The organism is Nitratireductor alexandrii (genome assembly GCF_004000215.1).
GTDB classification, from domain to species: Bacteria; Pseudomonadota; Alphaproteobacteria; order Rhizobiales; family Rhizobiaceae; genus Mangrovimarina; species Mangrovimarina alexandrii.
In genome coordinates this window covers 267440-281603 of record NZ_RBVY01000002.1, presented here as the reverse complement: position 1 = coordinate 281603, position 14164 = coordinate 267440, and the positions used below count along the sequence as shown (strand labels likewise).

Annotated in this window: 11 protein-coding genes; 7 read left to right on the top strand and 4 right to left on the bottom strand. The window is 66.0% G+C overall.

Going from position 1 to position 14164, the window contains the following annotated elements; all coding sequences use genetic code 11:
* Positions 1-90 precede the first annotated feature (90 nt).
* Positions 91-987 (bottom strand): pyroglutamyl-peptidase I family protein, encoded by an 897-nt coding sequence (locus EP380_RS05045; RefSeq protein ID WP_127597136.1) that lies wholly within the window; start codon positions 985-987, stop codon positions 91-93.
* A 7-nt stretch (positions 988-994) separates the two neighbouring features.
* On the bottom strand, positions 995-2782 hold the full coding sequence (aspS, locus tag EP380_RS05040) for an aspartate--tRNA ligase (protein WP_127597134.1): 1788 nt from the start codon (positions 2780-2782) through the stop codon (positions 995-997).
* A gap of 275 nt (positions 2783-3057) precedes the next feature.
* Here aspS and EP380_RS05035 point away from each other — a divergent pair, with 275 nt between their 5' ends.
* From EP380_RS05035 to rnd, 5 genes are all read left to right on the top strand, one after another.
* The gene (locus tag EP380_RS05035) at positions 3058-4062 is read left to right on the top strand and encodes an efflux RND transporter periplasmic adaptor subunit (RefSeq protein WP_127597132.1); all 1005 of its coding nucleotides are present in this window, start codon (positions 3058-3060) and stop codon (positions 4060-4062) included.
* Positions 4062-5303 carry an ABC transporter permease gene (locus EP380_RS05030; protein ID WP_127597130.1) on the top strand — a complete coding sequence of 414 codons (1242 nt, stop codon included), beginning with the start codon at positions 4062-4064 and terminating at the stop codon, positions 5301-5303. Before EP380_RS05035 ends, EP380_RS05030 begins: the two co-directional genes overlap by 1 nt.
* The gene (locus tag EP380_RS05025; RefSeq protein ID WP_127597128.1) at positions 5300-5989 is read left to right on the top strand and encodes an ABC transporter ATP-binding protein; all 690 of its coding nucleotides are present in this window, start codon (positions 5300-5302) and stop codon (positions 5987-5989) included. The genes EP380_RS05030 and EP380_RS05025 overlap by 4 nt, the downstream gene beginning before the upstream one ends.
* 125 nt (positions 5990-6114) lie before the next feature.
* Complete coding sequence (locus EP380_RS05020) at positions 6115-7362, top strand: MFS transporter (RefSeq protein ID WP_106572472.1); 1248 nt, start codon at positions 6115-6117, stop codon at positions 7360-7362.
* A 126-nt stretch (positions 7363-7488) separates the two neighbouring features.
* Positions 7489-8640 (top strand): ribonuclease D, encoded by a 1152-nt coding sequence (gene rnd / locus EP380_RS05015; RefSeq protein ID WP_127597126.1) that lies wholly within the window; start codon positions 7489-7491, stop codon positions 8638-8640.
* 130 nt (positions 8641-8770) lie between these two features.
* Here the strand turns inward: rnd and ppx are convergent, their stop codons facing one another.
* Both ppx and EP380_RS05005 read right to left on the bottom strand, forming a co-directional pair.
* On the bottom strand, positions 8771-10300 hold the full coding sequence (gene ppx / locus EP380_RS05010) for an exopolyphosphatase (protein ID WP_127597124.1): 1530 nt from the start codon (positions 10298-10300) through the stop codon (positions 8771-8773).
* Positions 10300-12507 carry an RNA degradosome polyphosphate kinase gene (locus EP380_RS05005; RefSeq protein ID WP_127597122.1) on the bottom strand — a complete coding sequence of 736 codons (2208 nt, stop codon included), beginning with the start codon at positions 12505-12507 and terminating at the stop codon, positions 10300-10302. The genes ppx and EP380_RS05005 overlap by 1 nt, the downstream gene beginning before the upstream one ends.
* Positions 12508-12675: 168 nt before the next feature.
* Here EP380_RS05005 and EP380_RS05000 point away from each other — a divergent pair, with 168 nt between their 5' ends.
* Together EP380_RS05000 and EP380_RS04995 are read left to right on the top strand one after the other, a co-directional pair.
* Positions 12676-12921: a zinc-finger domain-containing protein gene (locus EP380_RS05000; RefSeq protein ID WP_106572327.1), complete on the top strand. Its 246-nt coding sequence runs from the start codon at positions 12676-12678 to the stop codon at positions 12919-12921.
* Between the two features lie 19 nt (positions 12922-12940).
* On the top strand, positions 12941-14164 hold the full coding sequence (locus EP380_RS04995) for an FAD-dependent monooxygenase (RefSeq protein ID WP_127597120.1): 1224 nt from the start codon (positions 12941-12943) through the stop codon (positions 14162-14164).

Below are 14164 nucleotides of genomic sequence, written 5' to 3'. Positions count from 1 at the left end.
ACGCAGGCGATTTCCGCACGCGCAGAGGCAAAAATGCTGACATCTGCCGCCGCTTGGGCTGCGCACGTCCCGCAGCCTGCAAACCTGTCGCTATTGGCCGCGCCGGCCAGACGCCCAATGCTGCAGGCAGGTCTGTACGATCACGCATGCGCCATCGCGCAGAGCAACAGGCGTCAGGCGGAATTGCGACCCCTCGCCCGCCATTGGCACGTGGACGAAACCGCTCATCGCCGGATCGAGCCCGTCGCAGACCCCGGCGCGCGACAGGGCAAAGACCGTGTTGCACAAATAACCGCCGGCATCGTCAGACCATTCGACCGGAAGATCGTGCCCGCCGAGCGCAATGGCGATCGCCGCGAGCGGCAGGCTGGAGGACAGCGTCGGCGGACCGGCGCAAATCCGTTCGGCGTCCGGCAGGCCGCCTGCCCGATCGGGGCGCGCGCCGGCATGGCTGTTGCGGGCCAGGCGCTCGAGGCGAAAGCCGCGACACTCCGCGGCCAGCCCGAAATGAATGGCGATATCGGGCAAAAAATCGCGGCTGATGGCCGAGAGCTGGGTGGCGATCGTGGCATAATCGACGTCGAGCAGCGCCGATCCGATGCCGAGGCCACGCGCCTGCGGGGCAACGGCGATGCCGTCCATCAACAATTGGCCATCGGCCAGGTCGCGCTCCAGCGCCGACAGCAAGACCCCGCGCCACACCGCGCCGACCCAGCCGTAGACGGCCGCCATCTCGGCAAGGCCGCCGCCGACCATGGCGCCGTCTTTTGTCTTGAAGCCGGCAATGCCGAGCAGCGTGGCGCCGTCGCCGCTGACGGCCGACAGGCAAAACGCCGGATCGATCACCGAGGCGACGAAACGCTCGCCGCGGCCGTCGCGGCCAAGCACGCCGCCGATCTTGCCGGAAAAGGCCTCGAAATAGAGCGCCGCGGCTTGGCCGCGGAGCACTTCGGGAAACCCGGCGACGATACGCCAGTCCGTGTCCAAGCGATCGCTACTCCTTCGGTGGCGCAACCACCCGCAGATTGAGGTCGCGCAGTTGCTGCGGCATGGCGGGCGACGGCGCGCCCATCAACAGGTCCTGCGCCTGCTGGTTCATCGGGAACATCGTCACCTCGCGCAGGTTCTTCGCCCCGACCAGAAGCATGATGATGCGGTCGATGCCGGCAGCCATGCCGCCATGGGGCGGCGCGCCATACTGGAACGCCCGGTAGAGACCACCGAAACGCTCCTCCACGGTGGCGCGGTCGAAGCCGACGATCTCGAACGCCTTGACCATCACATCGACAAGATGGTTACGAATGCCGCCCGATGCAATCTCGAACCCGTTGCAGACGAGATCGTACTGGTAGGCCTTGATCGACAGCGGCTCAGCGTTTTCCAGCGCCTCCAGCCCGCCCTGCGGCATGGTGAAGGGGTTGTGGCCGAAATCGACCTTCTTTTCCTCTTCGTTCCATTCGTAGAACGGGAAGTCGACGATCCAGGCGAGTTCGAAACGGTCGCGGTCGATCAGGTTCAGCTCCTCGCCGGCGCGGGTACGCGCGCTGCCCGCGAAGGCGGCGAATTTCTTCGGGCTGCCGGCGACGAAGAAGCAGGCGTCGCCGTCTTCCAGGCCGAGCTGGGTGCGGATCGCCTCAGTGCGCTCAGGCCCGATGTTTTTAGCGATAGGACCGGCACCTTCCAGCCCCTCGCCTTCCTTGCGCCAAAAGATGTAGCCGAGGCCCGGCTGGCCCTCGCCCTGGGCCCAGGAGTTCATCCGGTCGCAGAAGGCGCGGCTGCCGCCGGTCCTGGCCGGAATCGCCCAGACCTCGGCCTTGTCGTCATTGGCCAGGATGTTGGCGAAGACCTTGAAGCCGGAGCCGCGGAAATGCTCCGACACGTCCTGCATCTCGATCGGGTTTCTGAGGTCCGGCTTGTCGGACCCGTATTTGCGCATCGCCTCGTCATAGGGAATGCGCGGGAAGACTTCCGTCACCGGCTTGCCGTCGGCGAATTTCTCGAAAATGCCGCGCATGACCGGTTCCATGGTCGAAAACACGTCTTCCTGCTCGACAAAGCTCATTTCGAGATCGAGCTGGTAAAACTCGCCCGGCAGGCGGTCAGCGCGCGGATCCTCGTCGCGGAAGCAGGGCGCGATCTGGAAATAACGGTCGAAGCCCGACACCATGATCAACTGCTTGTAGATTTGCGGCGCCTGCGGCAGCGCGTAGAACTGGCCCTCGTGCAGGCGCGAGGGAACCAGGAAGTCGCGCGCGCCCTCAGGCGAAGACGCGGTCAGGATCGGGGTCGAATATTCGGTGAAGCCGACCTCGCCCATCGCACGGCGCATCTCGGCGATGATTTTCGTGCGCGCGACGATGTTCTTGTGCAGGGTCTCGCGACGCAGGTCGAGGAAACGGTATTTCAGCCTTATGTCCTCGGGATAGTCAGGCTCGCCGAAGACCGGCAGCGGCAGTTCCCTGGCCTGCGACAGCACCTCGATGTCGCGCGCGAAAATCTCCACCTCGCCGGTCGGCAGGTTCGCATTGACGGTGTCTTCGGTACGCGCCTTGACCTCGCCGTCGACGCGGATCACCCATTCGCCGCGCACCGTCTCGGCCGTCTTGAACGACGGCGAATCGGGATCGGCGACGATCTGCGTCAGGCCGAAATGGTCGCGCAGGTCGATGAACAACAGGCCGCCATGGTCGCGGACGCGGTGAACCCATCCGGCAAGACGAACGGTCGCGCCGACATCGGCTTTTCTCAGTTGGGCGCAGGTGTGGCTGCGATAGCGGTGCATGAGGGAAATTCCGGTCTGTGGATTCATGGGGGACCGGCGTTGCGCCGCCTGGTCCGGAAAGTGGCGCGAAAAGCGCATGGGCGGGGCGTTTTGTCAAGGTGACGACGGGGCAGCCCGGCGGGTCGGTGGGCGTTCCCGACAGCCGACGGGGCCCGGTCACTTGTCTCAGATCAAGGCATCGCCCGGGTGCGCATGATGAGTGCCCACAATAGGGTTTGGCCTGTTAAGAGCTAGAATAGCGTATCAATACAGGGTCGCCTGCCGGAGAAGCCATCGTGAGAGCCGTCCGTATCCTTGGTCTTTTGGCGGTTGCCGCCGCGGTCGCGTTCGGCGCCTACTGGCACTGGTCGCGGCCGCTTGCGGTCGCTACCGTGTCACCGACGCGCGGCGACGCCGCCGAGATCGTCTACGCCGCCGGCATCGTTGAGCCGCGGAACTGGGCCAAGGTGACGGCGCTGGTGCGCGAGCGCATCGTGTGGGTGTGCAATTGCGAGGGTGAACGCGTCGCCGAGGGCGACGAGCTGGTGCGCCTCGACGACACCGAGGCCGCCGCCGTGCTTGCGGAACTGAAGGTGCGCCATGCGCTGGCGGCCGCCGAGCGCGACCGTATCGCGCTGCTGGTCGAACGCAATGTCGTCAACCAGACCGAACTCGACCGGGCGCATTCGGCGGTCGCGCAGCTCGAAGCGCTGATCGCCGGCCAGGAGGCGCGGATCGCCAACTACGTGCTGACCGCTCCCAGCGACGGCGTGGTTCTGCGCCAGGATGCCGAGGTCGGCGAAATCGGCGAACCCGGAATGGTGCTGTTCTGGGTCGGGCGCCCCTCGCCGCTGATCATCGTGGCCGAGGTCAACGAGGAGGACATTCCACGCGTGGAGACCGGTCAGCAGGCGCTGCTGCGCGCCGACGCCTTCGCCGGCCGCACGCTTGAAGCCACGGTCGACAGCATCACGCCGAAGGGCGACCCGGTGACCAAGACCTACCGCGTGCGCCTTGCCCTGCCCGCCGTCACGCCGCTGCGCATCGGCATGTCGGTCGACGTCAACATCGTGGTGCGAGTGTCGCGCCAGGCCCTGCTTTTGCCGACCCTGGCCGTCAGCGACGACACGGCTTTCGTGGTCGAGGGCGACACGGCGCGCCAAAAAGCGCTCGAAACCGGCATTCGCGGCACGACCCACATCGAAATACTCGGCGGGGTCGACGAGGCGGCGCGCGTGATCTCGCCCTTTCCGGAGGCGATCGAGGACGGCCAGCGCGTGCGGGCCGGCGCGGGCGGCTGATGCGCCTGATCCTCGACATCGCGCTGACGCACATTGTCGGGCGCGGACGCCAGACCTTCGTCGCCGTGATCGGGGTGGCCGTCGGGGTCGGCTTTTCCATCGCCATGGCCGCCCTGATGCAGGGCGGTCAGGACGATTTCGTCGAGCAACTGATCGACACCATGCCGCATGTGCAGATCACCGACGAGCGCCGGACCTCGAAACGCCAGCCGGCCGAGGACCGCTTCGCCGCCGCGCAGATATCCGGGCTGAGACCGCCCGACGACCGGCGCGGCATCATCAATCCCACCGCCGCCATGGCCTGGCTCGACGCCTGGCTTCCCGGGCATTATTCGGCAAGCCTGAGAACGCAGGGTGTGGTGCGTTACGTCGGACGCGAGGCCGGCGCCTCAATCGTTGGGGTCGACCCGGCAACCGAACGGGCGGTCTCGCCGATCGTCGGCGATTTCGTCGCCGGCAGTTTCATCGCGCTCGGCTCGGGCGGCAACAACATCGTCATGGGCGACCGCATGGCCGACAAGCTCGGCGCCCGGCTCGGCGACACGGTCTCGGCGGTGTCGTCGACCGGCCTGTCGCGCGCGTTCCGCATCGTCGGCCTGTTCCACACCGGCACGACCGCGCGCGACGAGGGCGAAGCCTATATTCTTCTGAAGAACGCGCAGATCCTGTCGGAACGCGCCAACGCCATCAACGATATCCGCGTCAAGCTCGACGACCCGTTCTCATCGCCGCCGATCGCCCGACGCATCGAGGCCGAACTGGGCTACAAGGCGGTGGCCTGGCAGGAGGCCAGCGAGGGCATCATGGAGGCCTTCGTCGTGCGCAACGTCATCATGTACACGGTCGTTGCGGCGATCATGCTGGTGGCCGGCTTCGGCATTTTCAACATCGTGTCCACCATCACCCACGAGAAGGCGCGCGACATCGCCATCATGAAATCGCTGGGATTTTCGCAAAATGACATGCAGCGCATGTTCGTCATCGAGGGCCTGGCGATCGGCGGGGCTGGCTCCGCGCTCGGCTGGGCGCTCGGCTTCGCGCTGACCACCGCGCTCGCCTCGGTGCGTTTCGAACTCGACGCCGGCGGCCAGGAAATCACCAATCTGCCGATCGCCTGGAGCGCGCTGCACTACGCCATCGCCAGCGTCTTCGCCCTTGGCTCGGCGGCGGTTGCCGGCTACCTGCCGGCCCGGCGCGCGGCGCGGCTCAATCCGGTCGACATCATCCGGGGGGCGTCATGAGCGCGTTGATCGAGGCCGACGGGCTGACCCGCATCCTGCCCGAGACCGTACCGGTCACGCTGGTCAAGGATGTCAGCCTTTCGATCGATCCGGGCGAGTTCGTCGCCATCACCGGCCCGTCCGGATCGGGCAAATCATCCCTGCTCTACCTGCTCGGCCTGCTCGATTTGCCGACATCCGGACGGCTGAGGGTCGACGGACGTAATTGCGGCGAGATGGACGAGGCCGCCCGCGCGCGGCTGCGGCTGGACAAGATGGGGTTCGTGTTCCAGTTCCATTTCCTGCTGCCGGAATTCTCCGCCCGCGACAATATAGCGATCCCGATGCGCAAGTTGGGCCGGTTGACGCGCGGGGAGATAAACGACCGCGCCGAGGCCCTGCTCGCCTCGCTCGGGCTCGAAGACCATGTGCACAAAAAACCGTTCCAGCTCTCCGGCGGCCAACGCCAGCGGGTCGCGGTGGCACGCTCGCTCGCCAACGATCCCGCACTGCTTCTGGCCGACGAACCGACCGGCAGCCTGGATTCGAAAAGCTCCGAGCAGGTGTTTTCGATCCTGCAGGCGCTGGTGCGCGAACAGGGCAAGACGGTGCTCGTGGTCACCCACGACATGGAAATGGCCGGGCGCATGGACCGGCGCATCCATCTGGTCGACGGCATGCTGGCCGATGCCGAGGCCACCGACTAACACCCGCCCCGGCCAAAGCGTATGACGTGACGTTTTCGCAACCGAATAGGTCCGATTGGCACTAACGGGCAGCGCAAAATCGCGGCATGATCGCGGGCGTCCGATTCCTCCCGCACCTGCGGTCCATGTCCTCCATCCGCCCCCTCATTCCATTGCTGATCGCCGCCGGCATCCTGCTCGGCGGCAACGGGCTGCAAGGCACGCTGATCGCGCTGCGCGGCGCGCAGGAGGGCTTCACGCCGTCGACCATCGGGCTGATGGGCACGGCCTATTTCGGCGGCTTCCTGCTCGGCTGCCTGGCGATCTCGCGCATCATGAAGGCGGTGGGCCATGTGCGCGCCTTTTCCGCGCTGGCCGCGATCGCGTCGGCCGGAACCCTGCTTCTTGTGCTGATGATCGATCCGGCCACCTGGTCGGCGATCCGGTTTGCCAGCGGGTTCTGCTTCGCTGGGCTGTTTACCGTCATCGAAAGCTGGCTCAATTCCGGCGTCGCCAACCGCGACCGGGCGCGCGTGTTGGCGTTCTACCGCATCATCGACATCGGCGCCGTCACCGGCGCGCAATTCCTGATCCCGGTCTTCGGCGCCGACGGGTTTTCTGTGTTCGCGGTGATGTCGATCATGATCACGCTGTCGCTGGTGCCGGTCTCGCTCGGCGACCGCTCGAACCCCGTCCCGCCCGCCGATGTCCGGCTCGATCTCGGCCGGGTCTGGCGCATCTCGCCTGTCGGGGTGATCGGCTGCGTGGCGGTCGGCATCACCAACAGCGCCTTTCGCACCTTGAGCCCGGTCTATGCCGAACAGATCGGCATGTCGGTCACCAATGTGGTGACCTTCGTCAGCGCCGGCATCGTCGGCGGCGCGCTGATCCAGTACCCGCTCGGCTACCTGTCGGACCGGTGGGAACGGCGCGCGGTGCTGCTGATGACCGCCGCCGGCGCGCTGGGCGCCGCGCTGGCGCTGGTGTTCTTCGCCGGCGCCGGGCCGTTCGCCAATTTCGTGCTGGTTTTCATCTTCGGCGCCTTCGCCATGCCGCTGTTTTCGCTGTCGGCCGCGCACGCCAACGATCGCGCCGGCAAGGACGAGTTCGTGCTCGTCAACGCGGCACTGATGCTGTTTTACTCTTTCGGCGCGATCGGCGGCCCCTATGCCGCCTCGACCGCTATGGAATGGTTCGGCCCGCGCTATCTGTTCGCGTTTTCCGCCGTCATCTATGCCGCGCTGATCGCGATCATCGTGCACCGCATGCTGACGCGCGGAAGCGTTCCGGCCGAGCAGCGAAGCCGCTTCACCGCGCTGTTGCGAACCTCGACGGCGTTCGCCCGGCTGGCCAGGCGTCGCGACGAGGCGCGCCACGGCGACGACGGCCCATAAAGGGTCCCGCATCATCACGTTGCCCGCCCGCATCGCCTTCACGCCGGGGACTTCAGGCTGCCCGAAGGTCAAAACCATTCCATCAAACGGCTTCCATCTGACGATAAACGGCACTAAAGACCGGTTATGCATGTGATTACGACCACGGCCGAGCTCGCCGACACCGTTGCAAGCCTTTCGAAGTCCGACTTCGTCACCGTCGACACAGAATTCATCCGCGAGACCACTTTCTGGCCGGAACTGTGCCTGATCCAGATGGCCGCGCCAGGCATGACGGCACTCGTCGACCCGCTCGCTCCCGGTATCGATCTGGGACCTTTCTTCGATCTGATGGGCAATGAGCGCGTCACCAAGGTGTTTCACGCCGCCCGCCAGGACATCGAGATCGTTGTGCATCGCGGCGATCTGGTGCCGCAGCCGCTTTTCGACACCCAGGTCGCGGCCATGGTATGCGGCTTCGGTGACAGCGTGTCCTACGAACAGCTCGTCCAGAAGATCACCGGCGAGCGCATCGACAAGTCGTCGCGCTTCACCGACTGGCGCCGCCGCCCGCTGACCGAGCGCCAGCTCGCCTACGCGCTGGCCGACGTGACCCATCTGATCGACGTTTACCGCCATCTGCGCGACGAACTCGACCGCGAGGGCCGCGCCCATTGGCTGAACGAAGAAATGCAGGTCCTGACCACCCGCGAGACCTACGCGCCGGACCCGGAACACGCCTGGAAACGCCTTCGCGTGCGTCTGCGCAAGCCGGTCGAGCTGGCCGTGCTGAAATCGGTCGCGACGTGGCGGGAACTGGAGGCACGCGAGAAAAACGTGCCGCGCGGACGCATTCTCAAGGACGACGCGCTCAGCGAAATCGCCGTCCAGCAGCCGCAGGACCAGGCCGCGCTGGCGCGGCTGCGCACGATCCCGAAGGGCTGGGAACGCTCGAGCGCGGCAGCCGGCGTGCTGGAGGCGGTGAATGCCGCCCTGGCGCTGCCGCGCGAGGAGATGCCGCGCCTGCCCAAACAGCAGCAACTGCCGGAGGGCACGGGTGCCGCGGTCGAGCTGTTGAAGGTGCTTTTGAAGCACGTCGCCGAGAAACAGGGCGTGGCGGCGAAAATGCTCGCCTCGGGTGACGATATCGAGCGCATAGCGGCCAACGGCACGCAGGCCGACGTGCCGGCCCTGCATGGCTGGCGGCGCGAAGTGTTCGGCGAAACGGCCCTCAAGCTGGTGCGCGGCGAACTCGCTCTACGCTTCGAGGGCAGGAAAGTCGCCATCTTCGAGCCGTAACCCGCGCTCCCGTGGCGCGCCTCTCAACGGTCGGGCCGATTTGAGGCGCATCTCGGCTCAGGCTTCGGGACTGCCCCGCCCCAAAGGGCCCGGCTTGGGTAGCCGTTTTGGTCGAGACAGGACAAGCGCCTTAGCGCGGTTCATCCTCGCTCTCCAGGCGCAGTTCCAGCGGACGGCCGCTGAGCTTGGCGAGCTGCTGAAGCCGCCCCTCCGGCCGTTCGCCCATCAAGGCGCCGTGCGACCTGGGGATTTCGAGCGCCAGGCCGTCCTTGCCGTTGGCCACCCAGCGCAGTTGGGGAATGACGCCGGGCATCGAGGCCGAGAGCAGGTAGACGACGCGCAGCAACCCGCCCAGCATCCGCGCGCGCTCCAATAGGCGCGGCGTGGCCAGAGCGCGCATTTCGGGCGCGGCAGCGTCGTTGAACAAACCTTCGTGCCGGTAGAGATTGGCCAGCGCGATATAGGCACGCCCCGGGTGGCTGACCCCGATGAAGGAGCCGTGGGCAATGATGTTGAGCGACTGGGTGCCGCGATAGTCGGGATGGGCCCGCCAGCCGATATCGGCCAGTAGGCAGGCCGCGCGCCGGTAGCGCGCCTCCTCCTCGGTTTCCTCCAGCCCGAAAGCCGCAAACGCCGTGCCGGTCCAGTCGGCGAGCTCTCGGGCATGGGTGACGGAACGGGCGCGCAGCACGGCCAGTTCCTCGGCCGCCGAAAGAAGCGGGTCGGAGCGGCGCGCGTTTTCGCCGAGCAGCGAATAAAGATAGCCTTCGCGCACGCCGAGGCCGGAAATGACGATCTTGCCGGGTTTCATCACCCGGATGATTTCCTGAAGCACGGCCGCGCCGTAAGGCAGAAGCGCGCGACGGTTTTTCGAGATGTGCTGGATGCCCTTCATCTTGTCGATGTCACCGCGCGCGACGCGCTTGAGAAAGGCGGCGGAGCCGTCGACATCCATCTCGTAATTGTGCATCACGTGCAGCGGATAGTCCGTCACGTGCATGTGCAGCCGGGCGAGATTTCGCCAGGTGCCGCCGACACAGTAGAAATTCCGCCCCTCCCCGCCCTTCAGCAATGTCGCCCGCGCGATCTCGCGCCGCGCGATGCGTGCCGCAGCGGCGACGGAGCCCTTGGACATGTCCTGCAGGCGCAACCCACCGAGCGGCAGTGTGATGCCGTCGCCGATCGTGTCGCGTCTGACGTCGACAAGTTCGAGGCTGCCACCGCCCAGGTCGCCGGCAATGCCGTCGGCCTGATAGAAGCTCGAAATGATGCCGAGCGCGGAAAAATGCGCTTCCTCGCGGCCGCTCAGGACCTGGATGGGCACGCCGAGAATGGCTTCGGCGCGTTCGATGAAATCGGCGCCGTTTTCGGCCTCGCGCGCCGCCGCGGTGGCGATGACGTGAAGTGCTTCCGCACCGGCCTGCTCAGACAGCGCACGAAAACGGCGCAGTTCGTCGACCGCGCGCCGGACCGCGTCGCTGTCGAGACGGCCGGTCGACACGATCGCCTTGCCGAGCCCAGCCAGCATCTTTTCGTTGAACAAAACGGTCGGGGCCCGGGCGATGCCCTCGTAGACGACCAAGCGGATCGAGTTGGAGCCAATATCGATGACCGAAAGCGGATGGCGGTCCTGAAGCCGCCCCTGGGATGTCACGATCATCAGGAAGGGGCTTGCCTGGCCTTCTTGCGCCGACCGTGCTGGACGATGCGTTTCGGGGCATTCGATTTCAGCGCGTCTCCGCGCCCGGACAGGCTTGGATTGGTCATGAAATATTCCTGAGCATTGAAGGGCTCTTCCCCGTCTTCCGGCGCCATGCGGCGCGACGTTCCGTCCGGCAATATTTCGAAACTCTGCTGGTTGTCCATGATATTTCCCAGCATGATCTGGTCGAGCACCTGTTCATGCACAGTTGGGTTGGTGATCGGCACCAGCGCCTCGACGCGCCGATCGAGATTGCGCGGCATCAGATCGGCGGACGAGAAATACAGCACCGCCTCGTCGGAAGGCAGGCCGTGGCCGTTGCCGAAGCAGAAGATGCGGCTGTGCTCGAGAAAACGCCCGACGATCGACTTGACACGGATATTGTCCGACAAGCCGGCAACCTGCGGCCGCAGGCAGCAGATGCCGCGAATGACCAAGTCGATCTCGACGCCGACCTGGCTGGCACCGTAAAGCGCGTCGATGATCGCGGGGTCGACCAGCGCGTTCATCTTCATCCATATCTGGCCGGGCCGGCCGGCGCGCGCATGCGCGACCTCGTCGGCAATGTGGTGCAGGATGCGCTCGCGCAGCGTGAAGGGCGAGATCGCCAACCGCATCTCGCGATCCGGCTCGGCATAGCCGGTGATGAAATTGAACACCTGCGCCACGTCGCGCGCGATCTCGGGATCGCAGGTGAAATAGGACAGGTCTGTGTAGATGCGTGCGGTGATGGGGTGATAATTGCCCGTGCCCAGATGCACGTAATTGCGCAGTTTCTGGTCCTCGCGCCGCACGACCAGCGACATCTTGGCGTGGGTCTTCAACTCCAGAAAACCGAAGACGACCTGCACGCCGGCGCGCTCGAGGTCGCGCGCCCAGCGTATATTGGCCTCCTCGTCGAAGCGCGCCTTGAGCTCGACCAGCGCGGTGACGGACTTGCCGGCCTCCGCCGCGTCGATCAGGGCGCGCACGATCGGGCTGTCGTTGGAGGTGCGGTAAAGCGTCTGCTTGATGGCCACGACCTCGGGATCCTGCGCGGCCTGGCGCAGAAACTGGACGACCACGTCGAAGGATTCGTAGGGGTGGTGGACGATGATGTCCTTTTCGCGAATGGCGGCCAGGCAATCGCCGCCATGATCGCGAATACGCTCGGGAAAGCGCGGATTGTAGGGCGGAAATTTCAGATCGTCGCGCGGCACCGAGACGATCTCCGAAATCTGGCTCAGCGCCAGCGGCCCCTCCAACACGCTGATGCGGCCAGGCAGGACGCCGAGTTCGCCGGCGACGAAATCGCGTAGCGCAGCCGGCATCTCGCGTTCGAATTCGATGCGGATCACGGAGCCGCGCCGGCGCCGCTTGAGCGCCGTCTCAAACAGCCGCACCAGATCCTCGGCCTCCTCCTCGACCTCGATATCGCTGTCGCGAATGATGCGGAACGTGCCCGACCCCGTGACCTTGTAGCCCGGAAACAGCCGGTCGATGAACAGGCCCACGACCTGTTCGAGCGTGATGAAACGCACGTCGGGACGCTCCGCCGGCAGGCGAATGAAACGCTTCAGCGCCACCGGCAGGCGCAACAGCGCCGTCATCTCCGCGCCGTCCTTGCGCCGCGACAACTGCAAGGCGATCGAAAAACCCAGATTGGGAATGAAGGGGAACGGGTGGGCCGGATCGATCGACAGCGGGGTGAGCACCGGAAAGATCGATTCGAGGAAATGTTCCTCCAGCACGGCCTTTTCCGCCGGCGACAGCGCGGCACCGCGCACGACCTCGATATTCTCCGTCTCCAGGAGCTCCATCAGCGTTGCGAGCGATTGGCGCTGGTCGTTCTGGAGACGCTCGACCTCGCGCAACACCTGCTCGAGCTGCTGCTCGGGCGTGCGCCCGTCAGGACTGCGCAACGCAATGCCCTCACGGACCTGGCCGGCGAGCCCAGCGACCCGGACCATGAAGAACTCGTCGAGATTGGCGGCCGAGATCGACAAAAACCGCACCCGCTCGAGCAGCGCGTGCCGCGGGTTCTGGGCCTCGTCGAGCACCCGGCGGTTGAACTGCAACCAGGAAAACTCGCGATTGACGAACCGCTCGGGCGTGTCCTCGCCCAGCTCGGCGACGGTCGAGACGTCCTGCTGGAATTCGCTGTGGACGGGCTTTAGTTCGTTCATCACCGCACTCAATTCGATTTCATGTTGCACGGGCGGCGATTCATTGCCAGTTTTCCGGCGCGCCGCCGGCGTGTGCGCGCCGGACGCCAGCCTTGCAAATACGCCGAATATGATACAAAGGCGAGGCGCGTGTCACGCGCAGCGGAAAGATCCTTGAGGAGCAGACAGATGGCCGGCCATTCCATCCCGCACTTCCAGAACGACGCCGGGCATGCGGCAGTCGAGATCGGCGTGAAGGAATTCATGTGCGTCGGCGCGTCGGATCCCTTCGATCATCCGCATGTCTTTCTCGACATGGGCGACGAGGACGAACTGGTCTGCCCGTACTGCTCGACGCTCTATCGCTTCAACGCCGCGCTGAACGCGGAAGACACCAGCCCGGCAGGCTGTTTCTACCGCCCGCAGGCGGCGTGAGCACGAGGCGGTCTTCCCCGTGAAGACCTCCCCGCCATCGCTTCAGGTGCTCGTGGCCGGCGGCGGCATTGCCGGCCTGACGGCAGCGATCGCCTTTGCAAAGCGCGGCTATTCGGTGCGGCTTTTCGAGCGGGCACCAGGTTTCGCCGAGATCGGCGCCGGACTGCAGCTTTCGCCCAACGCGACACGGCTTCTGCGCCGCCTCGGCGTGCTCGACCGGCTTCTGCCGGCCGCCGTCAGGCCACAGGCCGTCGTGTTGCGCGATGCGCGCGGGCTCGTCGAGCTTGGCCGCGTCCCGCTCGGACAGGCCGCCGAGCGGCGCTGGGGCGCGCCCTATCTGACCGTCCATCGCGCCGACCTGCAAAGCGCGCTTCTGGCGCGCGCCGAGCAGGATCCCAACATCACCATCACGACTGGGGCGGCCGTACGCGACGCCGCCTTTCATGCACACGGCATCACGCTGTCGGTCGATCGCAACGGCGCGATCGACGAAGCCAGCGGCGGATTGCTGCTTGCGAGCGACGGCGTGTGGTCGACGCTGCGCGGGATCGCGCTCGACGGCATGGACGATTCCTTCACCGGGCTCATCGCCTGGCGCACGACCCTGCGGCGCGGCTCGGGCACGGGCTTTGCCGATCGGCTGATCGGCGCGGACGTGGTAACGGCCTTCCTGCATCCGCAGTTTCACATCGTGGCCTATCCGATCCGCGCCGGAGCAGCGGTCAATCTCGTGGCGGTGACGAAAGGCGACGCGCAAAGCCTCAGCTGGGCGGCCGGCACCGATTCCACCGTCTTGAGAAATGCCGTGAGCGGGGCAGCGAAACCGCTTTTTGAACTCGTGGAAAATGCGGGAAGCTGGACGAGTTGGCCGCTGCACGTCGTCGACGCCAAGGGACCGTGGACCCGCCCGGAAGGCGTCGCGCTGATCGGCGATGCCGCGCACGCCATGACCCCGTTCGCCGCACAGGGCGCGGCAATGGCGATCGAGGACGCCGAGGTGCTGGCCGGCATCGTCGCGCGCCATGAAGACGACATCCCGCTGGCCCTGCAAATTTACGAAACCGAGCGCCGGCCGCGGGTGCTGCGCGTCGAGCAACGCGGTGCGCTCAACCGGTTTGCCTGGAACGCATCCGGGCCGGTGGCGCTGGTGCGCAATTTCGTGCTCAAACGACGCTCCGGCACGCGCCTGGCCGCCGACCTCGACTGGCTCTACGGCCAGGACGTCACGCAGTCCTCGGGCTGA

Excerpts from the sequence above, each read along its gene's own strand:
- EP380_RS05030 (WP_127597130.1), top strand. The coding sequence starts at position 4,062 with ATGCGCCTGATCCTCGACATCGCGCTGACGCACATTGTCGGGCGCGGA.
- ppx (WP_127597124.1), bottom strand. The coding sequence starts at position 10,300 with ATGATCGTGACATCCCAGGGGCGGCTTCAGGACCGCCATCCGCTTTCG.
- aspS (WP_127597134.1), bottom strand. The coding sequence starts at position 2,782 with ATGCACCGCTATCGCAGCCACACCTGCGCCCAACTGAGAAAAGCCGAT.
- EP380_RS05005 (WP_127597122.1), bottom strand. The coding sequence starts at position 12,507 with ATGAACGAACTAAAGCCCGTCCACAGCGAATTCCAGCAGGACGTCTCG.
- EP380_RS05000 (WP_106572327.1), top strand. The coding sequence starts at position 12,676 with ATGGCCGGCCATTCCATCCCGCACTTCCAGAACGACGCCGGGCATGCG.
- EP380_RS05025 (WP_127597128.1), top strand. The coding sequence starts at position 5,300 with ATGAGCGCGTTGATCGAGGCCGACGGGCTGACCCGCATCCTGCCCGAG.
- EP380_RS05020 (WP_106572472.1), top strand. The coding sequence starts at position 6,115 with ATGTCCTCCATCCGCCCCCTCATTCCATTGCTGATCGCCGCCGGCATC.
- rnd (WP_127597126.1), top strand. The coding sequence starts at position 7,489 with ATGCATGTGATTACGACCACGGCCGAGCTCGCCGACACCGTTGCAAGC.